Annotated in this window: 28 protein-coding genes; 11 read left to right on the top strand and 17 right to left on the bottom strand. The window is 70.2% G+C overall.

The features are described 5' to 3' along the window. Nucleotides 1–150: 150 nt before the first annotated feature. Nucleotides 151–1,356 (bottom strand): phosphoserine phosphatase SerB, encoded by a 1,206-nt coding sequence (gene serB / locus AB0H71_RS32025; protein ID WP_357028850.1) that lies wholly within the window; start codon nucleotides 1,354–1,356, stop codon nucleotides 151–153. Nucleotides 1,357–1,443: 87 nt separating this feature from the next. Next, nucleotides 1,444–3,186: a cytochrome c oxidase subunit I gene (gene ctaD, locus AB0H71_RS32030; protein WP_357028616.1), complete on the bottom strand. Its 1,743-nt coding sequence runs from the start codon at nucleotides 3,184–3,186 to the stop codon at nucleotides 1,444–1,446. A gap of 143 nt (nucleotides 3,187–3,329) precedes the next feature. Between ctaD and AB0H71_RS32035 the strand changes: the two genes are divergently transcribed. Then, on the top strand, nucleotides 3,330–4,379 hold the full coding sequence (locus AB0H71_RS32035; protein ID WP_357028619.1) for an ABC transporter substrate-binding protein: 1,050 nt from the start codon (nucleotides 3,330–3,332) through the stop codon (nucleotides 4,377–4,379). Between the two features lie 16 nt (nucleotides 4,380–4,395). Here the strand turns inward: AB0H71_RS32035 and nrdF are convergent, their stop codons facing one another. After that, entirely contained in the window at nucleotides 4,396–5,358 is a 963-nt protein-coding gene (nrdF, locus tag AB0H71_RS32040) for a class 1b ribonucleoside-diphosphate reductase subunit beta (protein ID WP_357028621.1), read from the bottom strand. A 158-nt stretch (nucleotides 5,359–5,516) separates the two neighbouring features. Between nrdF and AB0H71_RS32045 the strand changes: the two genes are divergently transcribed. Continuing rightward, nucleotides 5,517–6,407 (top strand): hypothetical protein, encoded by an 891-nt coding sequence (locus AB0H71_RS32045; RefSeq protein WP_357028624.1) that lies wholly within the window; start codon nucleotides 5,517–5,519, stop codon nucleotides 6,405–6,407. A 15-nt stretch (nucleotides 6,408–6,422) separates the two neighbouring features. On the opposite strand, the gene AB0H71_RS32050 is transcribed toward AB0H71_RS32045, so the two are convergent. Genes AB0H71_RS32050 through AB0H71_RS32060 form a run of 3 tightly spaced genes read right to left on the bottom strand, consistent with a single transcriptional unit; the run spans nucleotide 6,423 to nucleotide 8,096 of the window. Further along, nucleotides 6,423–7,271, bottom strand: coding sequence for a helix-turn-helix transcriptional regulator (locus AB0H71_RS32050; protein WP_357028627.1), 849 nt, complete (start codon nucleotides 7,269–7,271; stop codon nucleotides 6,423–6,425). Further along, the gene (locus AB0H71_RS32055; RefSeq protein ID WP_357028630.1) at nucleotides 7,268–7,789 is read right to left on the bottom strand and encodes a DUF6879 family protein; all 522 of its coding nucleotides are present in this window, start codon (nucleotides 7,787–7,789) and stop codon (nucleotides 7,268–7,270) included. Before AB0H71_RS32055 ends, AB0H71_RS32050 begins: the two co-directional genes overlap by 4 nt. Continuing rightward, nucleotides 7,770–8,096, bottom strand: a complete 327-nt coding sequence (locus AB0H71_RS32060; RefSeq protein ID WP_357028633.1) for a hypothetical protein — start codon at nucleotides 8,094–8,096, stop codon at nucleotides 7,770–7,772. Before AB0H71_RS32060 ends, AB0H71_RS32055 begins: the two co-directional genes overlap by 20 nt. A 220-nt stretch (nucleotides 8,097–8,316) precedes the next feature. Between AB0H71_RS32060 and AB0H71_RS32065 the strand changes: the two genes are divergently transcribed. Beyond that, nucleotides 8,317–8,532 carry a hypothetical protein gene (locus AB0H71_RS32065; RefSeq protein WP_357028636.1) on the top strand — a complete coding sequence of 72 codons (216 nt, stop codon included), beginning with the start codon at nucleotides 8,317–8,319 and terminating at the stop codon, nucleotides 8,530–8,532. Between the two features lie 4 nt (nucleotides 8,533–8,536). On the opposite strand, the gene AB0H71_RS32070 is transcribed toward AB0H71_RS32065, so the two are convergent. The 4 genes from AB0H71_RS32070 to sigK all read right to left on the bottom strand — a co-directional run bounded on the left by AB0H71_RS32070 (nucleotide 8,537) and on the right by sigK (nucleotide 12,344). Further along, complete coding sequence (locus AB0H71_RS32070) at nucleotides 8,537–9,445, bottom strand: dioxygenase (RefSeq protein ID WP_357028639.1); 909 nt, start codon at nucleotides 9,443–9,445, stop codon at nucleotides 8,537–8,539. Between the two features lie 119 nt (nucleotides 9,446–9,564). Continuing rightward, a complete protein-coding gene (gene mgtE / locus AB0H71_RS32075) occupies nucleotides 9,565–10,935 on the bottom strand; it encodes a magnesium transporter (RefSeq protein WP_357028642.1) in 1,371 nt (456 codons plus the stop codon). A 282-nt stretch (nucleotides 10,936–11,217) separates the two neighbouring features. Continuing rightward, the gene (locus tag AB0H71_RS32080) at nucleotides 11,218–11,712 is read right to left on the bottom strand and encodes a hypothetical protein (protein ID WP_357028645.1); all 495 of its coding nucleotides are present in this window, start codon (nucleotides 11,710–11,712) and stop codon (nucleotides 11,218–11,220) included. A gap of 41 nt (nucleotides 11,713–11,753) precedes the next feature. Beyond that, nucleotides 11,754–12,344, bottom strand: coding sequence for an ECF RNA polymerase sigma factor SigK (gene sigK, locus AB0H71_RS32085; protein WP_357028647.1), 591 nt, complete (start codon nucleotides 12,342–12,344; stop codon nucleotides 11,754–11,756). Between the two features lie 229 nt (nucleotides 12,345–12,573). Here sigK and AB0H71_RS32090 point away from each other — a divergent pair, with 229 nt between their 5' ends. From AB0H71_RS32090 to AB0H71_RS32100, 3 genes are all read left to right on the top strand, one after another. Continuing rightward, entirely contained in the window at nucleotides 12,574–13,569 is a 996-nt protein-coding gene (locus AB0H71_RS32090; RefSeq protein ID WP_357028650.1) for an LLM class F420-dependent oxidoreductase, read from the top strand. 72 nt (nucleotides 13,570–13,641) lie between these two features. Continuing rightward, nucleotides 13,642–13,944, top strand: a complete 303-nt coding sequence (locus AB0H71_RS32095; protein WP_357028653.1) for a hypothetical protein — start codon at nucleotides 13,642–13,644, stop codon at nucleotides 13,942–13,944. Beyond that, nucleotides 13,934–14,329, top strand: coding sequence for a hypothetical protein (locus tag AB0H71_RS32100; protein ID WP_357028656.1), 396 nt, complete (start codon nucleotides 13,934–13,936; stop codon nucleotides 14,327–14,329). Before AB0H71_RS32095 ends, AB0H71_RS32100 begins: the two co-directional genes overlap by 11 nt. Here AB0H71_RS32100 and AB0H71_RS32105 read toward each other — a convergent pair. Further along, nucleotides 14,287–15,267, bottom strand: a complete 981-nt coding sequence (locus tag AB0H71_RS32105; RefSeq protein WP_357028659.1) for a WYL domain-containing protein — start codon at nucleotides 15,265–15,267, stop codon at nucleotides 14,287–14,289. The genes AB0H71_RS32100 and AB0H71_RS32105 overlap by 43 nt on opposite strands. A 53-nt stretch (nucleotides 15,268–15,320) precedes the next feature. Between AB0H71_RS32105 and AB0H71_RS32110 the strand changes: the two genes are divergently transcribed. Continuing rightward, nucleotides 15,321–15,716 (top strand): RidA family protein, encoded by a 396-nt coding sequence (locus AB0H71_RS32110; RefSeq protein ID WP_357028662.1) that lies wholly within the window; start codon nucleotides 15,321–15,323, stop codon nucleotides 15,714–15,716. 1 nt (nucleotide 15,717) lies between these two features. On the opposite strand, the gene nrdE is transcribed toward AB0H71_RS32110, so the two are convergent. From nrdE to AB0H71_RS32130, 4 genes are all read right to left on the bottom strand, one after another. Further along, entirely contained in the window at nucleotides 15,718–17,799 is a 2,082-nt protein-coding gene (gene nrdE / locus AB0H71_RS32115) for a class 1b ribonucleoside-diphosphate reductase subunit alpha (RefSeq protein ID WP_357028665.1), read from the bottom strand. A 5-nt stretch (nucleotides 17,800–17,804) separates the two neighbouring features. After that, on the bottom strand, nucleotides 17,805–18,311 hold the full coding sequence (gene nrdI, locus AB0H71_RS32120) for a class Ib ribonucleoside-diphosphate reductase assembly flavoprotein NrdI (protein ID WP_357028668.1): 507 nt from the start codon (nucleotides 18,309–18,311) through the stop codon (nucleotides 17,805–17,807). A gap of 40 nt (nucleotides 18,312–18,351) precedes the next feature. Continuing rightward, nucleotides 18,352–18,585 carry a glutaredoxin-like protein NrdH gene (nrdH, locus tag AB0H71_RS32125; RefSeq protein ID WP_357028671.1) on the bottom strand — a complete coding sequence of 78 codons (234 nt, stop codon included), beginning with the start codon at nucleotides 18,583–18,585 and terminating at the stop codon, nucleotides 18,352–18,354. A 352-nt stretch (nucleotides 18,586–18,937) separates the two neighbouring features. Beyond that, nucleotides 18,938–19,504, bottom strand: coding sequence for an NAD(P)H-dependent oxidoreductase (locus AB0H71_RS32130; protein ID WP_357028674.1), 567 nt, complete (start codon nucleotides 19,502–19,504; stop codon nucleotides 18,938–18,940). A 125-nt stretch (nucleotides 19,505–19,629) separates the two neighbouring features. On the opposite strand from AB0H71_RS32130, the gene AB0H71_RS32135 reads away from it, so the two are divergent. Beyond that, entirely contained in the window at nucleotides 19,630–20,229 is a 600-nt protein-coding gene (locus AB0H71_RS32135) for a helix-turn-helix domain-containing protein (RefSeq protein WP_357028853.1), read from the top strand. 8 nt (nucleotides 20,230–20,237) lie between these two features. Then, the gene (nadE, locus tag AB0H71_RS32140; RefSeq protein WP_357028677.1) at nucleotides 20,238–21,062 is read left to right on the top strand and encodes an ammonia-dependent NAD(+) synthetase; all 825 of its coding nucleotides are present in this window, start codon (nucleotides 20,238–20,240) and stop codon (nucleotides 21,060–21,062) included. A 54-nt stretch (nucleotides 21,063–21,116) separates the two neighbouring features. Here the strand turns inward: nadE and AB0H71_RS32145 are convergent, their stop codons facing one another. Next, a complete protein-coding gene (locus AB0H71_RS32145; protein WP_357028680.1) occupies nucleotides 21,117–21,359 on the bottom strand; it encodes a MoaD/ThiS family protein in 243 nt (80 codons plus the stop codon). Beyond that, entirely contained in the window at nucleotides 21,352–22,410 is a 1,059-nt protein-coding gene (gene moaA / locus AB0H71_RS32150; protein WP_357028683.1) for a GTP 3',8-cyclase MoaA, read from the bottom strand. Before moaA ends, AB0H71_RS32145 begins: the two co-directional genes overlap by 8 nt. A gap of 51 nt (nucleotides 22,411–22,461) precedes the next feature. On the opposite strand from moaA, the gene glp reads away from it, so the two are divergent. Further along, complete coding sequence (gene glp, locus AB0H71_RS32155; RefSeq protein ID WP_357028686.1) at nucleotides 22,462–23,667, top strand: gephyrin-like molybdotransferase Glp; 1,206 nt, start codon at nucleotides 22,462–22,464, stop codon at nucleotides 23,665–23,667. Then, a complete protein-coding gene (gene moaCB, locus AB0H71_RS32160; protein WP_357028689.1) occupies nucleotides 23,664–24,806 on the top strand; it encodes a bifunctional molybdenum cofactor biosynthesis protein MoaC/MoaB in 1,143 nt (380 codons plus the stop codon). Before glp ends, moaCB begins: the two co-directional genes overlap by 4 nt. Nucleotide 24,807: the final 1 nt, after the last annotated feature.

The raw sequence follows: 24,807 nt of genomic DNA on the forward strand, positions 1-24,807 counted from the left end.
TCGGCGCCGACCGGCACGCAGGTACAGCCGCCGCCGACCTCCCCTCGCGTATCGAAACCGACGTCCTCCACCCTCGACCTCCGTTCGTCACGCAAGCGAAACTCCGTGAGAATACGTGGCGGTGCGGCCCCGCGCCGGGTGAACGGCGGGTCAGCCCAGCGGCACCCGGCGCAGCAGCCCGTCCCTGGCGTCGGCCGCCTCGACCTCGTCGCGGGTCACCCCGAGCACGAAGAGCACCGCGTCCAGGAACGGGTGCGAGAGCGCCGCGTCGGCCACCTCGCGCAGCGCCGGCTTGGCGTTGAAGGCTACGCCGAGCCCGGCGGCATTGAGCATGTCGATGTCGTTGGCGCCGTCGCCGACCGCCACCGTCTGCTCCATCGGCACCCCGGCCTCGGCGGCGAAGCGGCGCAGCGCGGTGGCCTTGTAGGCCCGGTCCACGATCTCGCCGGTGACCCGGCCGGTGAGCTTCCCGTCGACGATCTCCAGCGTGTTGGCCTGCACGAAGTCCAGCTCCAGCTCGTGCGCGAGCGGCTCGATCACCTGCCGGAAGCCGCCGGAGACGACACCGCAGCGGAACCCGATCCGGCGCAGCGTCCGGATCGTGGTGCGGGCGCCGGGGGTGAGCTCGATCCGGTCGGCGACCTCCTCGATCACCGACTCGTCCAGCCCGGCCAGGGTGGCGACCCGCTGGCGCAGCGATTCGGCGAAGTCCAGCTCGCCGCGCATGGCCGCCTCGGTGACCGCCCGCACCTCGTCCTCCACGCCGGCGTGCGCGGCCAGCATCTCGATCACCTCGCCCTGGATGAGCGTGGAGTCGACGTCGAAGACGATGAGCCGCTTGCCGCGCCTGGCCAGCCCGGCCCGCTCCACCGCGACATCGATCCGCTCGGCCACCGCCACCTCGGCCAGCGCGGTGCGCAGCACCTCGTCCTCGTCGCGCGCGGTGACCAGCAGCTCCATCCCGGTCACCGGGTAGTCGGCGATGCCGCGGATGGAGTCGATATTGGCGCCGAGCTGGGCCAGCCTGCGGGAGACGGCGCTGAACGCCCGCGCGGTCACCGGCGCGCCGAGCACCACGACGGCGTGCGTGGAGACCGGCTGCCTGCCGATGGCGGCGCCCACCTCGACGTCGACGTGCATGCCGACGGTGTTCATCGCCTCCTCGACCTCGTCCTGCAGCAGCTCGGGGTCGGTCGGGCAGGTGACGAGGACGCCGAGCGTGAGCCTGCCGCGGATCACCACCTGCTCCACGTCGAGCAGGTGCACGCCGTGCCGCGACATCGCCGCCAGCAGCACGGAGGTCACGCCGGGGCGGTCGGGCCCGGTGACGGTGACGAGAACGATGGTGTCGGCCACGCGGTTGCTCCAGGGTCGGTCGGGTGCGCTCACGAAACGAGTGTGCACCCGCCGGGGACCGGCGGGTGCACACTCGGCGTCACGCGTTTACTTGGAGAGGACGACCTGGTCCTCCGGCTCCACGATGTGCTTCTTGGTGCCCCAGCCCACGTGGGCCTCCTCCCGCATCCGGTCGATCATGTGCGGGTAGTGCAGCTCGAACGCGGGGCGCTCGGAGCGGATCCGGGGCAGCTCGTAGAAGTTGTGCCGCGGCGGCGGGCACGTGGTCGCCCACTCCAGCGAGTTGCCGTAGCCCCACGGGTCGTCCACGGTGACCACCTCGCCGTACCGGAAGCTCTTGAAGACGTTCCAGATGAACGGCAGCATCGAGGCGCCGAGCACGAAGGCGCCGATGGTGGAGATGGTGTTCAGCGTGGTGAAGCCGTCGGTGGGCAGGTAGTCGGCGTAGCGCCGCGGCATGCCCTCAGCGCCCAGCCAGTGCTGCACGAGGAAGGTGGTGTGGAAGCCGATGAAGGTGGCCCAGAAGTGCCACTTGCCCAGCCGCTCGTCCATCATCCGGCCGGTCATCTTCGGGAACCAGAAGTAGATGCCGGCGAAGGTGGCGAACACGATGGTGCCGAAGAGCACGTAGTGGAAGTGCGCGACCACGAAGTACGAGTCGGTGACGTGGAAGTCCAGCGGCGGGCTGGCCAGGATGACGCCGGAGAGGCCGCCGAAGAGGAAGGTGACCAGGAAGCCGAGCGAGAAGAGCATCGGTGTCTCGAAGGTCAGCTGGCCGCGCCACATGGTGCCGATCCAGTTGAAGAACTTCACGCCGGTCGGCACCGCGATCAGGAACGTCATGAAGGAGAAGTAGGGCAGCAGCACCGCGCCGGTGGCGTACATGTGGTGCGCCCACACGGCGATCGAGAGCGCCGCGATGCCGAGCGTCGCGTACACCAGGGTGGTGTAGCCGAAGATCGGCTTGCGCGAGAAGACCGGGAAGATCTCCGAGACGATGCCGAAGAAGGGCAGCGCGATGATGTAGACCTCGGGGTGCCCGAAGAACCAGAACAGGTGCTGGTAGAGCAGGATGCCGCCGGTGGCCGGGTCGTAGATGTGGCCGCCGAGGTGCCGGTCGTACGCTAGGCCGAAGAGCGCGGCGGTGAGCAGCGGGAACGCGAGGATGACCAGCACCGAGGTGACGGCGATGTTCCAGGTGAAGATCGGCATCCGGAACATGGTCATGCCGGGAGCGCGCAGGCAGACGACCGTGGTCAGCATGTTGACACCGCCGAGGATGGTGCCGAGGCCGGATACCGCGAGGCCGAGGATCCACAGGTCGGTGCCGACGCCGGGCGAGTGCAGGATGTCGGTGAGCGGCACGTAGGCCGTCCAGCCGAAGTCCGCCGCGCCGCCGGGGGTGACGAAGCCCGCGGTCGCCATGGTCGCGCCGAACGCGTACAGCCAGTAGCTGAAGGCGTTCAGCCGCGGGAAGGCGACGTCGGGGGCGCCGATCTGCAGCGGCAGGATGATGTTCGCGAAGCCGAACACGATCGCCGTCGCGTAGAAGAGCAGCATGATCGTGCCGTGCATGGTGAACAGCTGGTTGAACTGCTCGGGCGAGAGGAACTGCATGCCCGGACGGGCCAGCTCGCCACGCATCAGCAGCGCCATCAGGCCGCCGATGAGGAAGAAGCTCATGGAGGTGGTCAGGTACATGACACCGAGGACCTTGGGGTCCGTGGTGGTGACCATCTTGTAGAGGAACGACCCCTTCGGCCCGGTGCGGGCTGGATACGGCCGAGACGCTTCCACCTGTTTGACTGGCTGGGGCTCAACGGCAGTCACTGATCCTCCTCGTTCGCGTGCGCTCCCCAGATCGTAAACCTTGTGGCCGGGGCGGTCCGACTCCGGTCCTACTCTGTGTCGTATTTCCGTTCCGGCCCGGTGCGCGAGTGGGTACTACCCACTCCGCCTGTACCCTCACCCGCATGCCGGTGAGCGCCCGCGTCCGCACCCGATTCCCGTCCGCCCTGGTGGTGTTCGCCGCGGCGGGCACGCTGCTGCTTGCGGGTTGCGGCCAGCAGACCGACGATGCCAGCACGATCATCCGCACGACCACCAATATCGCGGGGGCGGGCGTGGTCGGGCTTGAGCGCGACACCAGCCAGGCCTGCCCGCTGCCAAGCCGCCCCGATCCCGGGCCCGCCACCCGCGCGGTGACGCACACCGGCGGCGTCGCCCAGGTGCCCGCCGACCCGCAGCGCATCGTCGTCCTCGGCACCCCCGCCCTGGACGCCGCCTGCGCGCTCGGGCTGTGGGAGCGGGTGGTCGGGGCGACCACGCTGACCGGCCCGGTGCCGCAGCCCGACTACCTCGGCTACGGCGTCAAGCGGATCCCGTCGGTCGGCCCCGACGGCGCCCCCGACCCGGCCCGCATCGCCGAGCTGGACCCCGACGTCATCATCGGCACCGAGGGCCAGGGCGATTACGCCGCGCTCGCCGCCATCGCGCCCACCGTGCTGGCGGGCACCGGCAGCGGCTGGGCCGCCGAGTTCACCGGGCTCGCCGAGGGGCTCGCCCGCGCCGACGCCGCCGAGGCGGTGCTGGCCGGGTACCGCGCCGACGCCCCCGCCACCGGCGCCGAGCCCGCCGTCGCCGCCGCGCAGGCACAGGCCTCGGTGGTCCGGTTCGGCGCCGGCAGCATCACCGTGCTCGGCACCGACTCCTTCGCCGGCGGCGTGCTCACCGATATCGGCGTGCGCAGGCCGCAGAACCAGCGCGGCGCCTCCTTCACCGTCCCCGCGGACAAGCTGGAGCAGGTCGAGGGCGACGTGATCTTCGTGCTCTTCGACGGCGAGGCGGGCCGGGAGTACGGCGAATCGGTACTCCGCTCGGCGTCGTGGAAGGAGCTCGGCGCCGCCTCCGACCAGCGGGTCTTCGCGGTGGAGGACACCATCTGGCACGGCAGCGGGCCGGTCGCCGCGCGCGCCCTGCTCACCGATGTGCGGCAGAACCTGAACGGCTACGTCGGCGGGTGACGTAGCCGCCCCGGCGTCAGAACTCCCAGTCCTCGTCCTCGGTATTGACGGCCTTGCCGATCACATAGCTGGAGCCGGAGCCGGAGAAGAAGTCGTGATTCTCGTCGGCGTTCGGCGAGAGCGCGGAGAGGATGGCCGGGTTCACGTCGGTCTCGTCCTTCGGGAAGAGCCCCTCGTACCCCAGGTTCATCAGCGCCTTGTTGGCGTTGTAGCGCAGGAACTTCTTGACGTCCTCGGTGAGCCCGACCTCGTCGTACAGATCCTGGGTGTACTCCGCCTCGTTCTCGTACAGCTCGAAGAGCAGCTCGAAGGTGTAGTTCTTGAGCTCGTCGCGCTCCGCCTGCGAGACCAGCTCCAGGCTCTTCTGGTACTTGTAGCCGATGTAGTACCCGTGCACCGCCTCGTCCCGGATGATCAGCCGGATCATGTCGGCGGTGTTCGTCAGCTTGGCCCGCGAGGACCAGTGCATCGGCAGGTAGAAGCCGGAGTAGAAGAGGAAGCTCTCCAGCAGCGTCGAGGCCACCTTGCGCTTCAGCGGATCGTCGCCGTTGTAGTACTGCAGCACGATCTCGGCCTTGCGCTGCAGGTTGCGGTTCTCCTCCGACCAGCGGAACGCCTCGTCGATCTCGCGCGTCGAGCACAGCGTGGAGAAGATCGAGCTGTAGCTCTTGGCGTGCACCGACTCCATGAAGGCGATATTCGTGAGCACCGCCTCCTCGTGCGGCGTCAGCGCGTCCGGGATCAGGCTCACCGCGCCCACCGTGCCCTGAATGGTGTCCAGCAGCGTGAGCCCGGTGAAGACCCGCATGGTGAGCTGCTTCTCGTCCGGGGTCAGCGTGGCCCAGGACGGGATGTCGTTCGAGACCGGCACCTTCTCCGGCAGCCAGAAGTTGCCGGTCAGCCGGTCCCACACCTCGGCGTCCTTCTCGTCGGGCACCCGATTCCAGTTGATGGCCGACACCCGATCGATCAGTTTCATGCTGCAGCCTCCGGTCTACGACGTGGTCGGCGAGAACACTACCTCTTGTGGACCCGGAGCTTTCGTAGCACAAGAACTAGTGGCATGAATGTCGCGATTACCCCGCATAGGGTGACTCCAGGCATCGCCGTCCTCGGCGGTGCCGAAGGGGGAGAACCATGCTTCGACGGCTGCTGCCGCTGATCGCCTGCTGCGTGGTGCTGTCCGGTTGCGGGCAGGCCGGAGCGGACCACTGGTCGGTGCCGCCCACCGGGGACGCCGAGCTGCGAGCGCTGCTGGAGCGGGCCAGGGCCATCGATGTCTGCGCGCTGCTCGGGTCCGGCGAGCTCGCCGAGGCGGGGTTCGGCGACACCCCCGTTCCCATCGAGTTGGACGGCTGCGCGGCCATCACGGACGACCCCGAGGTCAGCGTCGCCTGGCAGGTCACCTCGGCGGTCGGCCCGCTGGACCCGCAGGCGGATGCCACCATCGACGGTGCCCCGGCCGTCGTGCGCGAGACCGCCCCCGAGCCGGGCGGGCCACGGTCCTGCGAGACGACCGTGCGGCTCGGCGCGGTCCTCGAACTGCACCTGGACCTCGCCTCCCGGAGCGCGGAGAGCTGCGCTCCGGCCACCCGGCTGGCCGGAGCGGCCGCCGCGCGCTGGCGGGCGGAGCCGCGCCGGACGAGCACCCCGTTCGCGAACACCGATCCGTGCGCGGTCACCGCGGCGCTCGGCGTCCGGCCCGATGCGGTCCGGCTGTGGGAGTGCCAGTTCGAGTACCGGGGGCAGAAGTTCCTGCTGACGCTCGATCAGGTGGGCGAGCAGCAGCTCGGAGCGGTGTACTTCGAGGTCGACGGGCACCCGGTGCACTGCGACGACTGCGAGGCGGGTGGGCTCATGCACGCTGTGCGTGTGCCCATCGGTGCGCCGCTGCCCGCTACCGCCTTCGATGCGGAGGGCGGGCCCCGCCGGGCGGCGGTAAGCCTCCTCACGATCCAGCCCGATGACCTGACCCCTGAAGTCGTGACCGACGTTCTCCGCGCCGCCGTCCCGCTCGCGGCCGGGTAGGGCGCGTCATCCGCGTCAGGCTTCCGGCCGGGCGCGCCGCCGGTCGATCTCGGCGCCGATCAACGCTCGCGCCGCCGGACCCGTCACGGATCGGGCGGCCAGTAGGTCGAACGCCCGACCGTACTGCGCGATCTCACGCGGCTGCGTGACGGTGAGCTCCGCCGTCACCGTTTCCACCATCACGCGGCTCCGGTCGAACAGCGCGAAGTTGGTCATGGAGACCTGGTACATGGCGTCGGCGGGAACGATACCGAGCACGACTCTCGGCATGCCGATGACCGCCAGCAACCGGTCGAGCTGGCCGATCATCGTACGGTCGGTGCCGACCGTGGTCCGCAGCGCCTGTTCCGCCAGGACGAAGTGGAACCGGTGTTTCCTGCGGTACAGGATCTGTTGCCGTTCCATCCGTTTCGCCACGCCCGCGTCGATATCGTCGGGCACCTGCTGGAACTCGACGACGCTGCGCAGCACACCTTCCGCGTACTCGGCCGTCTGGAGCAGCCCGGGTATCAGAAACGGGTGGTAGACCCGCAGCACCTCGGTCTCGGCCTCGAGTCTGATCGACGCCTGCTGACGTCGTTTCGTGCCGGTGCCGAGCAGGCGGCGCCACTCGATCCACGCGGCTTCGATGCCGCGCAGCGTCGCTGTCAGGTCCGGTATCTGGTCTTCGGCACCCACCGCGGCGCACCAGAGCCGAATATCGGCGTCGGTGGGCCTGGTCTTGCCGTACTCGACCTTGGAGACTTTCGTCTGATGCCAACCGGCACGCCGAGCCAGCTCGGTGCCGGTCAGCCCAGCGTCCTGGCGGAGTTCCCGGAGCCGAGCACCGAGCGCCTCTTTCGCTTGGTCGAGTGAGCTCGTCACCGCTCGCTGTACTCGGATAGCGGGACAGCCAGCGCCCACACCCGCTCTTTGACCGCGCGGATATGGGCGACGATGACGGGATCGGCGGTCACCGCGCCGCCGCGCCAGCGGCCGTTCTCGCCGGGTTCGAAGACGGTGAACGCCACCGTCTCGTCATCGAACAGCCACCAGTCGTCCGAGGTGAGTTCCTCCGCTCCGATGCGGTGGCGCGGGAGGTACCGCACATCTTCGCCCGCCTCCACATTGAGCCGGGCGACGTGCTTCGCGTACCGGGTGTAGTCGTTGTGCGGCTCGGTCACGACCCGCGCCCGGTTCACCGCGACGCCCCGGCCCGTCGTTTCCCGGACGTGGGTCAACCACGGCTGGAACCAGGCGTAGTCCTCCGGTTCGCCCGCCAGAAACCGGACCAGCGGCGGGTAGTCGGGCGGGTAGTAGTCGTCCCGCACCTCGAGGTGGAACGCTTCGCGCCGCGCCTGCCGGAACAGGTCGTCGAATGCCTCACCCTGAGCTAGCAGCATTGCCGTAGAACTCCCTCGCCACTCGTGGCACCACCACCGCCGTTTCGCCGGGGTCGATGTCCATCCCGGCCAACGTCTCGGCGTCCGGCAGCGGTTCACCCTGGAGGGTGAACGTGCCGCGACCGGTGTCGGTCATCGTCGCCCCGATGAAAGTGTCGGGCAGCGCGAATCCGAGCAAGAGATGGGGAATCTCGATGACGCCCGGCGCCTCGGTTCGCCAACCCTGCACAACGTAGGCATCACCTTCCGCCGCGAACAGTGACGGGCATCCGCCACCCTCCGTCCCGCCCCGGCCGAGAAACTGCATCCGCATATCTTGCCCCCTTCATGCGTGCTCATGCTCGAACACCGACCAGCATCCTCCGGAAAGCGTTGGAAAGCACGCCGATAGGCGATTGCGAGCATGAATGAGCTTAGGCATGGACCTAGTCCGGACGTGCTTTCTAGCGTCGAGCCAGCGCTCGGCACCGGTGTCCGATCCCGGTGTCGAGCGCGGACCACCGACAGCCGGGGGAACGGGGATCGACATGGCGGCCGAGTCTCCGGCGCCGGACGAGCCGGACGTGCACCTGAGCATTCGGCTCGGCGGCATGTCACTCGACTTCGTCGCCTGCCTGACGGCGGCGCTGATCTTCGTGCAGGAGCACGCCGAGCGCCGGTATGTCGATGCGATCAGCGTCGATTCCGACTGCACTTCTGTGTTTCCCCGCTTACCGAACGAGCGGTTATACCTGACGAAATGAGCGTTCAGCGGCCGGGCGGCCGTCCGCCCGGCGGCATTCCACCGGGACCGCCCGGACCTCCCCCACCGACCGGCGGCGCCTGCTGCGACTGCGTGTTCTGGGACTTCTCCGCCACCCCGACCGTGATCGCCACATTCATCCGATCGCTCGGCGAGCCACTCACCGTCGCGAGTTCCGCGTCCCACCCGTCCCCGAACACATTGTCGGAGTCGAGCGAGACCTGCGAGATATTGCGGACGCTCTGCGCGTACCCCGAGTCGGCCGCGAACACCTGCTCGCAGGCGTCCTGCGGGAGCGCGATCTGTGAGGTGAGCCGGGCATTGTCGCCCGCTATGGCGACCTCGAGCGAGTCGTAGACCTCGAAGTGGATGTGCGGCCAGCGGCCGGAGTAGCAGGCTGGGAAGATCGAGGTGAAGGTGACGGTGCCGTCGGCATCCGCCACCTGGACTCCGCGCAGGTAGTTCTGCTCGGTGATGTTCTTCCCGTACAGCGAGTACTCGCCGTCCCGGTCGCAGTGCCACAGGTAGACCGCCATCCCGGTACCGGCCGCGCCGGACTTCGCCAGGTCCTTGAGGCTGATCCGCAGCGTCATCGGCACGCCGTCGGCGGTGCCGGTGAACCCGCCGAAACTGCTGGTGATGTCGCTGCGCACCACGCCGGACTGCACCAGCACATTGGGCCCGTTCGAGCCGTCACCCGGGTACGGCCCCGCGGTCTCCTGCGGTGCCGCGGCGAGGGAGGTGCTCGCCGTCGTGGTCGCGGATGTCGAGGGCGTCGCGGTGTCCGAGCCGGACGCGCACCCGGCCGCCGCCAGCCCCGCCGCACCCGCGCCGAAGAAGAACAGCGCCCGCCGGCGCGTCATGGTGCGCAGGTCGTGCGCCAGTCCCAGATCGTGCTCGTGCCGCTCGCCCATACGAACCCCTTCCATCGTTTCCGCTGGTCAGGAGCGACAGTAGGGACCAGTCCCGGCACGAACCTGCACGTGACCTGGGAGAATCCTGTGTGTCGGTGGGCCACCGACCGGCGATGAACTCAGATCCCGAGTACCAGCTTGGCGATGGTGAAGTAGAGGATCAGCCCGGTGGCGTCGACCAGCGTGGTCACCATCGGCGCGGAGACCACCGCGGGGTCGATCCGCAACCGCTTGGCGAGCAGCGGCATGGTCCCGCCGATGGTTGCGGCCCAGGCGCAGATCAGTACCAGCGTGAGCCCGACGACGATCGCCACCTTCGGCCCGACGAAGACCCCGCCGATCATCACCCCGGCGACGGCGAGCATGCTGCCGAGCACGAACCCGACCCGGCACTCCCGCCAGATCACCCGGAACAGATCACCACCGCGCACCTCGCCGACCGCGACCGCGCGCACACACGCCGTCGCCGCCTGCGCCCCGGCATTCCCGCCCGCCCCGATGAGCAGCGGAATGAAGAGCGCGAGCTGCGCCGCCTGCTCGAGCGTGCCCTCGAAGAAGTCGGTGACGCTCACGGTCAAAGTGGCGGCGACCAGCAGGAGCAGCAGCCAGAGCGCCCGGTAGCGCGCCAGCTGGAAAACCCCGGCCGCCATGTAGTGCCCGGCCCACGGCGCGGACCCGGCCTGCTTGGCGACGTCCTCGCTGTCCGCGGCCTCGATCACCTCGACGGCGTCGTCGATGGTGAGCAGCCCGACCAGCCGATCCTCGCTGTCCACCACGGGCAGGTCGATGACGTTGGTCTCGCGCATGACGCGGGCGGCCCGCTCGGCGGAGTCGGTGGCGCGCACGTAGGCGGGCTCGGTCCGCACCAGGTCGGCCACGAGCGCGTCGGGTCCGCTGAGCACCAGTTCGCGCAGCTCGACCACGCCGGTGAGCCGGCGCCCGGTGTCCACCACCGGCAGGGTGTAGACGGTCTCGGCGCGGCCACCCTTGGCGCGCACGGTCTGCAGCGCGGCGGCCACGGTGAGGTCGCGCGGGAGCGCCACCACCTCGGGGGTCATGTAGAGCCCGACCGACCCCTCCGGGTAGCCGAGCAACCCCGCGGTCATCCGGCGTTCGCGCGGGCTGAGCCCGGCGAGCACCTTCTTGGCGACGGTCGCGGGCGCTTCGCGCAGCATGCGGGCCCGGTCGTCGGGCGCCATGTTCTCGATCAGGTCGCGGAAGCTCTTGTCCCGCAACCCCTCCAGGATCTGCTGCTGGTCGACCGGCTCGAGCTCCTCGAAGACGGCGAGCGCGAGATCCTTGTCCAGCAGCCGGAAGGCCATGCCCGCGCGGACGGCGTCCATGCGGGCGAGCTGGTCGGCGATGGCGTGCGGCGAGTGGTTGCCGAGCCAGTCCAGCGCGGCGTCGGCGCGGCGCGTCTCCACGAGTTCCTGCACGGTGTCCGGCAGCGTGAGCACCGGGCGTACGTCGATGACGTCGGTTTGCGACATGGGTGATCCCCTCGGCACGAGGCAAATGGGTGAACGAGTTCTCCGACTGCGTCACACCGCGAGGCGCTACCCCACGCGCACCCGGCCGGGAAAAGCCGGGGAGATCGATGATCAGAGCGAAGGGGCGGCGCCGCGCGGCCTTCGACTGGGAGGTTCACTGCGCATGGCAACCCACCTCCTCGTTCCGGGTGCGGGGCCGGTGCCACCGCGGGAATCAACGTGCGCGAGAGTACACCGCCCCGCCGCGGATTTCACATCGTGGCGCGGGGGCGGTGACGGCGCTCATATCGTGAGCGCCGCTTCCACATCCGGCCAGGTCGGGGTGTGGGTCACCCAGTCCGGGGCGGGTTCGCGGCGGTGCCCGTACAGGTACAGGTGCGGCACGAGGCCGCGCAGGGCGAGGTGCACGTCGAGCCGGTCGTCGATCATGTGCGTGATGCCGAGTTCGCGGCAGTGCGCCGCCTTCTCCGGGCGGGCCCGGCAGAACCGCAGATTGCCTACCGGCACCCCGGTGCGGGCGTGAAAATCGTGGTGCGCGAGCCACTCCCGGGTCCTGGCCTCGATGCGCGGCCCGCACTTGGAGATCAACCAGGCCCGCTGCTCGAAGCGCGCGACCAGGCGGGCGAGCACCTCGAAGGCGTGCGGTTCGGGCGGCGTGCGCATGGCGTCGGCGTGGCTGCCGTCCAGGAAGACGGTGTCGGCCTCGCCCGATTCGGCGGCGGCGCCCATGACGACCCGGCCGAAATCGATGCCGAGCCGAGGATTGTTGTCGTTCATCGGATTCCAGCATGACCGGAATCACGGCGTGGCGCCTCCGATTATACGGCGACCACGTGCTCCGCGACCGCCGCGCGCAGCCGGCGCAGCCCGTCCCGGATCCGGCTCTTCACCGTGGAGAGCGGGATGCCGAGGTGGTCGGCGACCTCGGTGTAGCTGCGGCCGCCGTAGTAGGCGAGCGTGATGGCCTCGCGCTGCATCGGGGTGAGCACCCGCATGCCGTCGGCGACCGAGCTCGCCTCCAGCCGCCTGGTCACCGATTCGGTGACCACGTCGTGGTCGACCGGCCGGTGCGCGTGGCCGAAGACCAGGTCGCGCGCGGAGGCCGCGGACTCCCGGCGCACCCGGTCGACGGCGCGCCGGTGGGTGAGCATCATGAGCCAGCCGGTCGGGGTCGACATCGCGGCGTCGTACCGCGCCGCCGTCTGCCAGACCTGCAGGTACACCTCCTGGGTGATCTCCTCCGCCGCCGCCCGGTGCCGCACCACCCGCAGCGCGAGGCCGTAGACCCTGGCGCTGGTGGCGCGGTAGAAGTCGGTGAAGGCGACCCGGTCGCCGTGCGCGACGGCCGTGAGCAGGGTGTCCAGCTCCGCCCGCTCCGAGGTGTCGACGGCCGTCTGCGCTCGCGTCATTCCCGCTGGTCCCTTCGTTCCGGGCGCACCACACACCCGTGTGCACGCCGACTGCCCCCGCAACACCTCCGCAAACTCTTGCACCGATTGACCGATTCCGCCCCCGTTTCGGCCGTGATCGGAATTGTGCGCGCCGAGCGCCGAATCGTTGCCCGCGTGGCGCGGGCTCGACAGAGTGGAGGGTGGGCGCGTGGGCGCCCGACACGCGACGACACGCGAGGAGAGTGCTGTGCGCTTCGGAATCTTCGTCCCGCAGGGGTGGCGGCTGGACCTGGTCGGTATCGACACCGCCGCGCAGTGGGGGGTGATGCGGGATCTCGCCGCGCGCGCGGACGCGAACCCGGTCTGGGAGTCGCTGTGGGTGTACGACCACTTCCACACCGTCCCGGAGCCGACCGAGGAGGCCACGCACGAGGCGTGGACGCTGATGTCCGCCTTCGCGGCGAGCACCTCGCGGATCCGGCTCGGCCAGATGTGTACCGCGATCAGCTACCGCAACCCCGCCTACCTGGCCAAGGTCGCCGCCACGGTGGACGCCATCTCCGGCGGCCGCACCGAGATGGGCATCGGCGGCGGCTGGTACGAGCACGAGTGGCGCGCCTACGGCTACGGCTTCCCCATCGCCGGGGAGCGGCTGGGCAGGCTGGACGAGGGGGTGCAGATCTTCCGCCAGGCCTGGAGCACCGGCAGCGCCACCCTGGACGGCAAGTACTACCGGGTCGACGGCGCCCGGGTGTACCCGCTGCCGCTGCAGGAGGGCGGGATTCCGCTCTGGATCGCGGGCGGCGGCGAGAAGAAGACGCTGAAGATCGCGGCCAAGTACGCCCAGTACACCAACTTCGCCGGGAACGACCTGGAGGAGTTCACCCACAAGTCGGAGATCCTGCGCGGGCACTGCGCCGACGTCGGCACCGACTACGACGCCATCGTGCGCAGTGCGAACTTCAATGTGGTGGTCGGGGCGACCGAGGCGGAGGTCGAGGAGCGCAAGAAGGCGATCGGAGAGCGGCTCGCCCCCGCGCTCGGCGCGGAGAAGGGGGCCGGGTACATCCGGAATCTGACGGCGGGCGGCGCGGCCGTCGGCACGCCGGAGCAGATCGTCGAGCGGCTGCGTGCCGTCGAGGCGCTGGGGCTGGGGTACGCCATCTTCAACTTCCCGGAGGCGGCGTACGACACCAGCGGGATCGAGCTGTTCGAGAAGGAAGTGCTGCCCGCGCTGGCCTAGATCTTCTCGAAGCGATGGGGCGGAACCGTTTTCGCCCCGTCGCTGTCGGTGCCCTGCCCTACGGTCTGTGGCATGTCCGTGAACATCGACGTGTTCTTCAGGGTTCGCAACCTGAGGGACGAGCGCGAACGCGCCGGCGTGGCAGCGCTGCTGACCGACGTCCTCGACAGCGAACGTCTGGCGCTCTCCGTGGCCATTACGCTGGGGGAGGAAGCCGACGACCTGTACGTGCAGGCGGACTCCGATGAAGCGATCAGCTTCAGCGGGTTCTATCGGTGGGTTCCGGAGTTCGAGCGGACGCTCACCGACCGGGTGGTCGCGCTCGTGCCGCACGCCCGCCTGGATTTCGGCTGGGAGTACGCCGATGAAGACTGATTCCCTGCCCGAGCAGGTGCCGGTCGCGCACCGGAGCTTGACTGTGACGGTCGGCGCCAGGACGTTCACAACCTTGACCCGGGACCACCTGCACTACTGGCTGAACAGGCTTCCGCATGCCCGCGGGGGGCCGTTCATGACGGTGATCAGGCCCGGGCACGCGGGTTTCATCCAAACCTACCGCAACAGCGACACCGACCACCTGCTCGAGGTACACGGCATCTCCGACACCGAGTTCATCGGAACCACCGTGGCGGACCTCGCAACGGTGGAGCAGTTGATCTGGGACTGGCTCGAAGGGGATTGGCAGCGCCTGGATGCCATTGCCTGGAAGCGTGAGCGCTACCCCTGGTCGGAGATTCCCGACGCACCCCGGTCGCCGTAGCGGGCGGCCATGGCCGCGGCCCGCTCTCGCAGCGCGCCGCGCAATGACTGCGGAGCAACGACCTCCGCGGCCGCGCCGAGCTGCCACAGTGCCCATTCGGCGTGGCTGAAGTCCTGGAAAGCGAGTTCCAGACAGCAGCGACCGTCCGGGTCGAGGTACTCGCCGTGGACGGCCAATGCGGTGTCCGTCAGTTCTTCCCGGCGGTTCGGGTCGACCCGGACCGCAACGGCGAGCTGGTGGCCGCCGGTGCGGAAACGGCTTCCCCGGTCTCGCCAGATTCGCTCGAGGTCGACGCCGTCCGGCCGCTGCGCCGGTTCATCGAGCGCCGCGGCCGCCCGCACCCTGGACAGCTTGTAGGTGCGGTCCTCCCCCGCCCTGAGGGCGAGCAGATAACCCTGGTCGCGCACGGTGACCAGCCCGATCGGGTCCACCGTGCGCCACCGGGGCTCCCTGTTCGCCGCCGCGTAGTGGATGCGCAGCCGGTGCCCGGCGATGACCGCGCGGCGGATCTCCGCCATGATCGCGGTTGGGATCTCGTCGCGGGGGCGCTTGCGCTCTAGCAGGTCCGTCTCGGGTTCGTGCAGGAGGCGGCGCGCCTGATCACTCGCCGCATGCCCCTCCGGCAGCGCGTCGGCCACTTTCCGCAGCGCCGACGCGAGCGCAGGGCCCAGCCCGAAAGCTCCGGCACCGGAGGTGAGCAGGGCCAACGCCTCGTCGTGGTTGAGCCCGGTGAGCTCGGTTCGGAAGCCGGGGAGCAACTCGAACCCGCCGTGCCTGCCGCGCTCGGCGTACACCGGGACCCCCGCGGTGGAGAGCGCCTCGATATCGCGCAGCACGGTCCGGGTGGAGACCTCGAGCTCGCGGGCGAGCGCGGGCGCGGTCATCCGGCCGCGGCTGCGGAGCAGCAGGACCAGCGAGACCAATCGGTCGGCGCGCACAGCTCGAAAATACCCGACAGCGGATGTCGTGATTCCTTGCGAGGCTTCTCGTCATGGAACGAACCGCGATCAACCCCGTCACCTGGTCCCTGCCGCTCGCCTTCAGCCAGGCCGAGCTGGTCACCGCCCCCACGAGGACCCTCTACTGCTCCGGCCAGACCGCCATGAACAGCGACGGCGAACCCCAGCACCCCGACGACATGGCCGCCCAGCTCGCCCTGAGCCTGGACAACCTGGAAGCTGTCCTCGCCGCCGCCGGCATGGCGCTCCCGAACCTGGTCCGCCTGAACGTCTACACCACCGACGTCGACCTGCTCTTCCAGCACTACGGCGTACTCGCCGGCCGCCTCGGCGCCGCCGGCATCGCCCCCGCCACCACCCTGCTCGGCGTCACCCGCCTCGCGGTCCCCGGCCAGCTGGTCGAGCTGGAGGGGACCGCCGTGGACTGAGCTACAGCATGCAGCTGACGCAGCCTTCGACCTCGGTCCCCTCCAACGCCATCTGCCGCAACCGGATGTAGTACAGCGTCTTGATCCCCTTGCGCCACGCGTAGATCTGAGCCTTGTTCAGATCACGCGTGGTGGCGGTGTCCTTGAAGAACAGCGTCAGCGAGAGCCCCTGGTCCACGTGCTGGGTGGCGGCGGCGTAGGTGTCGACGATCTTCTCGTAGCCGATTTCGTAGGCGTCCTCGTAGTACTCGAGGTTGTCGTTGTCCATGTAGGGGGCCGGGTAGTAGACGCGGCCGATCTTGCCTTCCTTGCGGATCTCGATCTTCGACGCCACCGGGTGGATGGAGCTGGTGGAGTGGTTGATGTAGGAGATCGAGCCGGTGGGCGGGACGGCCTGCAGGTTCTGGTTGTAGATGCCGTGCTCCATGACGGAGGCCTTCAGCTCCAGCCAGTCCTGCTGGGTGGGGATGTGCACGCCGGCGTCGGCGAAGAGCTGACGCACGCGGTCGGTCTCGGGTTCCCAGGGGCGGTCGGTGTACTTGTCGAAGTACTCGCCGCTGGCGTACTTGGATTCCGGGAAGCCGCCGAAGGCGGAGCCGCGCTCGATGGCGATCCGGTTCGAGGCGCGGAGGGCGTGATACACCACGGTGTAGAAGTAGATGTTGGTGAAGTCGATGCCCTCGGGCGAGCCGTAGTGGATGTGCTCGCGGGCGAGGTAGCCGTGCAGGTTCATCTGGCCGAGGCCGATGGCGTGCGAGGCGTTGTTGCCCTGCTCGATGGAGGGCACCGAGTAGATGTGGGTCTGGTCGGAGACGGCGGTGAGCGCGCGGATCGAGACCTCGATGGTGCGGGCGAAGTCCGGCGAGTCCATGGTCTTGGCGATGTTCAGCGAGCCGAGGTTGCAGGAGATGTCCTTGCCGACCCGGTCGTAGGACAAATCGTCGTGGTAGGTCGACGGGGTGGAGACCTGCAGGATCTCCGAGCACAGGTTGGAGTGCGTGATCTTGCCCGCGATCGGGTTGGCGCGGTTCACGGTGTCCTCGTACATGATGTACGGGTAGCCGGACTCGAACTGCAGCTCGGCAATGGTCTGGAAGAATTCGCGGGCCCGGATCTTGGATTTCCGGATCCGCTTGTCGTCGACCATCTCGTAGTACTTCTCGGTGATGTTCACGTCGGCGAACGGCTTGCCGTAGATGCGCTCGACGTCGTACGGCGAGAAGAGGTACATGTCCTCGTTGTTCTTCGCCAGCTCGAAGGTGATGTCGGGGATCACCACGCCGAGCGAGAGGGTCTTGATCCGGATCTTCTCGTCCGCGTTCTCCCGCTTGGTGTCCAGGAAGCGGTAGATATCCGGGTGGTGCGCGTGCAGGTAGACCGCGCCCGCGCCCTGCCTGGCGCCGAGCTGGTTGGCGTAGGAGAAGGAATCCTCCAGCAGCTTCATGATGGGGATGACGCCGGAGCTCTGGTTCTCGATCTTCTTGATCGGCGCGCCGTGCTCGCGGATATTGCTGAGCAGCAGCGCGACCCCGCCGCCGCGCTTGGAGAGCTGCAGCGCGGAGTTGATCGAGCGCCCGATGGACTCCATATTGTCCTCGATGCGCAGCAGGAAGCACGAGACCGGTTCGCCGCGCTGCTTCTTGCCCGAGTTCAGGAAGGTCGGGGTGGCCGGCTGGAAGCGGCCGGTGATGATCTCCTCGACCAGCTCGACGGCGTGCTGCTCGTCGCCGTCGGCGAGGGTGAGCGCGACCATGCAGACCCGGTCCTCGAAGCGCTCCAGGTAGCGCTTCCCGTCGAAGGTCTTGAGCGTGTACGAGGTGTAGTACTTGAACGCGCCGAGGAAGGTCGGGAACCGGAACTTCTTCGCGTAGGCCTGCTCGAAGAGCGACTTCACGAAGGGGCGGCTGTACTTCTCCAGCACCTCGCCCTCGTAGTAGTTCTCCTCGACCAGGTAGTCGAGCTTCTCGTCGAGGTTGTGGAAGAAGACGGTGTTCTGGTTGACGTGCTGCAGGAAGTACTGCCGCGCGGCCTCCCGGTCGCGGTCGAACTGAATGCGTCCGTCCGCGCCGTAGAGGTTCAGCATCGCGTTCAGGGCGTGGTAATCGAGGCCCTCTCCGGCGTCTCCGCCGCGGACCGGGGGCTGTTCCAGGCGCGCTGACTTTCCGGCCGGTGCTGTCGTTGCTGTTGCCAAAACAATCCCAATCCCTCGCGGACGCGCTCCACGTCCTCTGCGGTTCCCATCAATTCGAAGCGGTAGAGGTACGGAACCGCGCACTTGCGCGAGATCACCTCGCCCGCAAAGCAAAACGTCTCGCCGAAGTTGGTGTTGCCCGCGGCGACGACCCCGCGCAGCAGTGCGCGGTTGTGCGGATCGTTGAGGAACTGCGCCACCTGGCGGGGCACGAATTCCTTGTCGGAGCGGCGGCCGTCGAGGTGCTTCCCGCCGCCGTAGGTGGGGCAGATCAGCACGTACGGCTCATCCACGCGCAGCGTCTCGGAGAGGTGCAGCGGGATGCGCCGGGCGGGCAGCGCCAGCTTGGTCACGAATCGGTGGGTGTTCTCCGACGCGCTGGAGAAGTAGACGAGTCCGGTCACGACACCCTCCTCGGGTGGGCCGCCGGGGCGGCCCTGCGGCTCAGGCCGCGACGGTGGCGAGCGCCTTGATCCGGTCCGGCCGGAAGCCGGACCAGTGCTCCTCGCCGGCCACGACGACGGGCGCCTGGAGGTAGCCGAGCGCCATCACGAAATCGCGGGCGTCGGCGTCCTGCGAGATGTCGACGACGCTGTAATCCACCCCGGCCTTGTCGAGCGCCTTGTAGGTGGCATTGCACTGGACGCACGCGGGCTTGGTGTACACGGTGATGGTCATTGATGTCCCTCTCATCCACGGCCGAATGTCCCTGCGCAAACTTTGGATCCCGGCACGAACATCCCCTTGACAGTTCCCGCCGGGGGCGGTGGACGGGGTGCGCGATTCGGTAGGGCAGACACTACACCTAGTGGCCGACAGATCCGAGCAGCACTAGACCTGGTGAGTCACATCCGTGGAATTAACTCCCAGGACACGCCGAGGACGCTCACCGAATGATGTGATCCAGATCACAAAACACGCCCTCGGCAGCACCTCAGCAAACTCTTGCCCCGCCCGTATCGCCAGTCACAGCGGACACAGCGCGGCGCCCCGCCCACCGGGGTGGACGGGGCGCCGGGACGGGGTGGAATCAGGCGTCGACGCGCTGGCCGGCGGCGGTCACCAGCTCGTGCAGGGTGGCGCCGAGCTGGGTCAGCGCCTCGGCGTCCTCACGCGGGTGCGCGGCGCCGAAGCGCTCGCCGACTCCGCCGAAGTGCGCGTGCGCGGCCTCGACCACGGTGCCGCCCGCCACGCCGACCGCCTTGACGGTGTCGCCGTGCGCCCACTGCGCCGCGTTCGGGCTGATCGAGGCGCTCACGATGGCGACCGGCTTGGCCTTGACGGCGCCGGAGCCGTACGGCCGGGAGATCCAATCGATGGCGTTCTTGAGCACGGCGGTGGTGGTGCCGTTGTACTCGGGGGTCACCAGCAGCAGCGCGTCGGCGGCGCCGACGGCGTCGCGCAGCGCCTGGGCGGCGGCGGGCACCGCGCCGGGGACGTCGATGTCCTCGTTGTAGAACGGGATCTCGCCGAGCCCCTCGTACAGCGCGACCGACACGCCCTCGGGGGCGGTCTGCACCGCGGCCTCGGCGAGCTGCCGGTTGACCGAGGCGGCGCGCAGGCTGCCGACGAGGACGAGAACGCTGGTCTGGCTCATGACGACTCCTGATGTACTGGGATAGATTCCGTCTGTCCGCAGTAGTAACCGGACCACGGTCCGATTACTTCCCCCGATCCGGAGCCCGGCTTGTGAACTACGACACACCACAGGACCGACCGCCGCTGCCCCTGCTCGGCGCGGTGCCGGAGGTTCCGGTCGAGCGAGCCGACGCCGCGCGCAACCGCAGGCTGCTGCTGGACACCGCGCAGCGGCTGGTGCGCGACGAGGGCGTACGCAGCCTGACCATGGACGAGCTGGCGCGCCGCGCGGGGGTCGGCAAGGGCACCGTCTTCCGCCGCTTCGGCAACCGCTCCGGGCTGCTGGTGGCGCTGCTGGACCACTCCGAGCAGAAGTTCCAGGGCGCGTTCCTCTTCGGGCCGCCGCCGCTCGGCCCCGGCGCGCCCCCGGTGCGGCGGCTGATCGCCTTCGGCCGGGCCCGGCTGCTCGACATCGAGGTGGAGGGCGAGCTGCACCGCGCCGCCGAGCTGGGCGAGGCCGAGCAGCGGTACCGCAACCCGCCGTACAACGTGAGCCGGGTGCACGTCACCACGCTGCTGCGGGAGGCGGGCGCGCCGGGCGATCCGCGGCTGCTGGCCGACGCGCTGCTCGCCCCGCTGGCCGCCGCGCTGGTCATGCATCAGCTGCACGACCTCGGGTACACCCGGGACGAGATCGCGGACAACTGGGAGACGCTCGCCCGCCGGGCGAGCGTGCCGGAATGAGGGGCGAAATGGCAGGGCTGCGCGAACAGATCATCGCCGAGCTCGGGGTTCGGCCCCGGATCGATCCGGAGGCGGAGATCCGCGGGCGGGTCGAGTTCCTGAAGGACTACCTGAGATCGACGCCCGCGAAGGGCTACGTGCTCGGCATCAGCGGCGGGCAGGACAGCACGCTCGCCGGGCGGCTGGCCGCGCTGGCGGCGGCGGAGCTGCGCGCGGAGGGCGCCGAGGCGGCGTTCGTCGCGGTGCGGCTGCCGTACGGGGTGCAGGCGGACGAGGCGGACGCGAAGATCGCGCTCGACTTCATCCAGCCGGACCGCTCGGTGGTGGTGAACGTGCGGCCGGGGGTCGACGCGCTCACCGCCGAGACCGCGGGCGGGCTCGGGGCGGACGGGCTGCGCGACTTCGTGCGCGGCAATGTGAAGGCGCGGGAGCGGATGGTGATCCAGTACGCCATCGCCGGGCAGGAGAACCTGCTCGTCATCGGGACCGACCACGCGGCGGAGGCGATCACCGGGTTCTTCACCAAGTACGGCGACGGCGGCGCCGACGTCACGCCGCTCACCGGGCTCACCAAGCGGCAGGGGGCGGCGCTGCTGCGCGCGCTCGGGGCGCCGGAGAGCACCTGGTCCAAGGTGCCGACCGCCGACCTCGAGGACGATAAGCCCGCGCTGCCCGACGAGGAGGCGCTCGGGGTGCGGTACAGCGAGATCGACGACTACCTGGAGGGGGCGGAGGTGAGCGACGCGGTCGCCGAGCGGCTGGAGTCGCTCTTCACCGCTACCCGGCACAAGCGGAATCTGCCGGTGGCGCCGCTCGACACCTGGTGGCGCTGAGCCGCTCCACCTCTTCGTGGCGGGTGCCAGCGGATCTCGACAGCGTGAGCCGCGTCACCCTCCCGCGAAGGGCGGGAGGACGTCGACGGTGGGGGTGAGCACGGCGGCGCGATCCCGGGTGAGTTCGTCGCCGACCAGGTAGGCGCAGGCATTGAGCATGGCGTCCAGCTCGGCGCCGTAGGCGGCGGCGAGCGCACCGCGCAGGTCGGCGACGGTGGCACCGGCGGGCAGCGCGAGCACCTCGCTGTGCTTGCCGACCGCGTCGGCGATCGCGGCGAAGTAGCGGACCTCAACCACCGATGGCTCCCATCGTGCGCTCCGGCGGAACGAAACCCGCGGCGTCGATGCCGTGCCCCGCCCACTTGTTCCACATGGCGCCACGCCAGATCTCGGCCAGCCCGGCGTCGTCGACGCCGGTGCGCAGGGCCCGGCGCAGGTCGTACTCCTGGTCGCTGAAGAGGCAGGAGCGCAGCATGCCGTCGGCGGTGAGCCGGGTGCGGTCGCAGCTGTCGCAGAACTTGCGGGTCACCGAGGCGATGATGCCGACGGTGGCGGGGCCGCCGTCCACGGCCCAGGTCTCGGCCGGGGCGGCGGGATCCGCGCGGCCGGCCGGGACCAGGTCGAAGCGGGCGCCGAGCACCTCGAGCAGCTCGGCGGCGGTGACCATGTTGGCGCGGGCCCACTCGTGGTCCGCGTCCAGCGGCATCTCCTCGATGAAGCGCAGCTCGCAGCCGTGGTCCAGGCACCAGCGCAGCAGGTCCGGCGCACCGGCCAGGGTGGCGCGCATGAGCACCGCGTTCACCTTGACCGGGGTGAGCCCGGCGGCGTGCGCGGCCCGGATCCCGGCGAAGACCGAATCCAGCCGGTCCCGGCGGGTGAGGCGGTGGAAATCGCGGGCGTCGACGGTGTCCAGCGAGATGTTCACCCGGTGCAGCCCGGCGGCGGCCAGCCCGGCGGCGCGGTGCGCCAGCCCGACCCCGTTGCTGGTGATCGCCAGCGGGACGCCGGGAACCGCCGCATGGCACCCGGCCACGATCTCCTCCAGATCCCGCCGCATGAGCGGCTCCCCGCCGGTGAACCGCACCTCGCGAATGCCGAGCTCGCGCACCGCGAGCGCCACCAGTCGCACGATCTCGGCCGAGGTCAGCAGCTCCTCCTGCGGGATCGGCGGCAGCCCCTCCTCCGGCATACAGTAGGTACAGCGCAGCGAGCACTTCTCGGTAATGGAGACGCGCAGGTCGCGGGCGGTGCGGCCGTACCGGTCCAGCAGCAGCGGGGTGTCGGGGCGGCCGGCCAGCGAGGGATGCCCGGACCGCACGGCGGGGATCCCCATCTCGACCAACGTCACCCCTCCATTATGACGACGGCCGCCCTCAGGGCACCGACTAGGCTGAAACCCATGAATTCCCGGCCCGCTCTCGCCCCGGCCCGGTCGGTCGACGAATACCGCGCCACCGTCGCCGAGCTGCTGCGTCCGGCCGGGCCGCGGCCGGTGCGGGAGGTCGCGCCGCTGGCGGCGCTGCACGGGCTGCTCGCCGCCGATGTGCACAGCCCGCTGGAGTTGCCGGTGTTCCGCAACTCCGCCATGGACGGGTACGCCCTCCGCGCGGAGTCGGTGCAGGTGACGCCGGTGACGCTGCCGCTGACCGGGGTGCTCGCGGCGGGCGCCGACGCGCTCGCGCCGCTGCCGCCGGGTGCCGCGGTGAAGGTCATGACCGGTGCGCCGGTGCCGCCCGGCGCGGACTGCGTGATCCCGGTCGAGGACACCCGCTCGGACGGGGCGACGGTGACCGTCGAGCGCGGCCGGAGCGCGGGCGAGTTCGTCCGCGAGGCCGGTACCGACGTGCGGCGCGGCGACCTGCTGGTGCCCGCGGGCACCCGGCTCGCGCCGCGGCACGTCGCCGCGCTGGCGGCGGTGGGGTTGCCGACCGTTCCGGTGCTGGCGCCGGTGCGGGCGGCGGTGCTCACCACCGGCGACGAGCTCATGCCGGCGGGGGTGCCGCTGCGGCCGGGCACGATCTACAACTCCAACGGCGCCGCGCTGGCCGCCGCGCTCGCCGACAACGGCGCCGAGGTGGTGTCGGTGGCGCACAGCACCGACGATCACGGCGAGTTCCGTGCGCTGCTCGCCGCCGCGGTCGGCGCCGCGGAGGTGGTGTTCACCAGCGGCGGGGTCTCGCAGGGCGATTTCGAGGTGGTCAAGGAGGTGCTCGGGCCGCTGGGCGGGGTGTTCGGCGCGGTCGCGGTGCAGCCGGGCGGGCCGCAGGGGTACACCGTGGTCGACGGGGTGCCGGTGCTCAGCTTCCCGGGCAATCCGGTGAGCACCGCGGTCTCCTTCGAGGTGTTCGCGCGGCCGGTGCTGCGCGAGCTGGCCGGGCTGCCGCCGGTGCCGGAGCAGCGGCTGGTGCTGCGCGATCCGGTGCGCTCGCCCGCCGGGAAGCGGCAGTACCTGCGCGGCGCGCTGGACGGCGCCGGGGTGCGGGTGGTGGCCGGGCCCGGCTCGCACCTGGTGGCCGGGATGGCGAGGGCCGATGCGCTGGTGGAGATTCCGGAGGCGGTCACCGAACTGCCCGCCGGCGCGGTTGTGCGAGTCTGGTCCCTGTGAGCGAGCTGTCGCACGTCGACCGAGAGGGCCGCGCGCACATGGTGGATGTGAGCGCCAAGGCCGAGACCGCGCGTACCGCCACCGCGGCGGGAATCCTGCGCACCACGCCGGAGGTGGTGGCGCTGGTGCGCGCCGACGACCTGCCGAAAGCGGATGTGCTCGCCACCGCGCGGGTGGCGGGGATCGCCGGGGCGAAGAAGACCTCGGAGCTTATTCCGCTCTGCCATCCGCTCGCGCTGACCTCGGTGAAGGTGGCGTTCGAGTTCCTGACGGACGGGATCGCGATCGAGGCGACGGCCAAGACCACCGGGCCGACCGGGGTCGAGATGGAGGCGCTGACCGCCGTCGCCGTGGCGGGGCTGACGTTGCACGACATGGTGAAGGCCGTGGATCCCGCGGCGGTGCTCGACGGGGTCCGGTTGCTCACCAAGAGCGGTGGGAAGCGCGGGGATTGGACCCGCGAGGCGGAGTTGTCCGGCGCGGGCCGGTCCGCGGGCGGTGCTGATGCGCCGACCGCTGACGCGCTGGAGGTGGAATCACCGGGCGGCGCGGAGCCGAGCGAGGACGCGGCCGTGGCGGCCGGGCGGGCGCTGGGTGCCGATGTCGCGGCGCACGTGCACGCCGACTCCCCGGCCGGCGTCGCCGAACCGCCCGGCGCACCGCCGCGGAGCGCGGTGGTGCTGGTCGCCTCGACCGGCGTCGCGGCGGGGACGCGCGAGGACCGGACCGGGCCGGTGCTCGCCGACTGGCTGACCCGCCTCGGCTTCGAGGTCCGCGGTCCCCTGGTCTACGCCGACGCCGAGATCGCGCTCGGCCTCGCCGATGCCCTCCGCTTCGAGCCGGAGCTGGTGCTCAGCACCGGCGGCACCGGCGCCTCCCCCTCCGACGCCACCCCGGAGGCCACCCTGGCCCTGCTGAACCGGGAGCTGCCCGGAATCGGCGAGGCCATCCGGCGGCACGGCGCCGCGAAGTTTCCGCTGGCCGCGCTGAGCCGGGGCGTCGCGGGGCTGGTCGGCCGCTCGGTGGTGGTGAACCTGCCGGGCTCCCCCGGCGGCGTCCGGGACGGCATCACCGTGCTGGAACCCCTGCTCGACCACCTGCTCGCCCAGGTGGCGGGCGGCGGCGCACACGAGGAGTAAC

The organism is Nocardia sp. NPDC050697, from assembly GCF_040654395.1.
Classification (GTDB): domain Bacteria; phylum Actinomycetota; class Actinomycetes; order Mycobacteriales; family Mycobacteriaceae; genus Nocardia.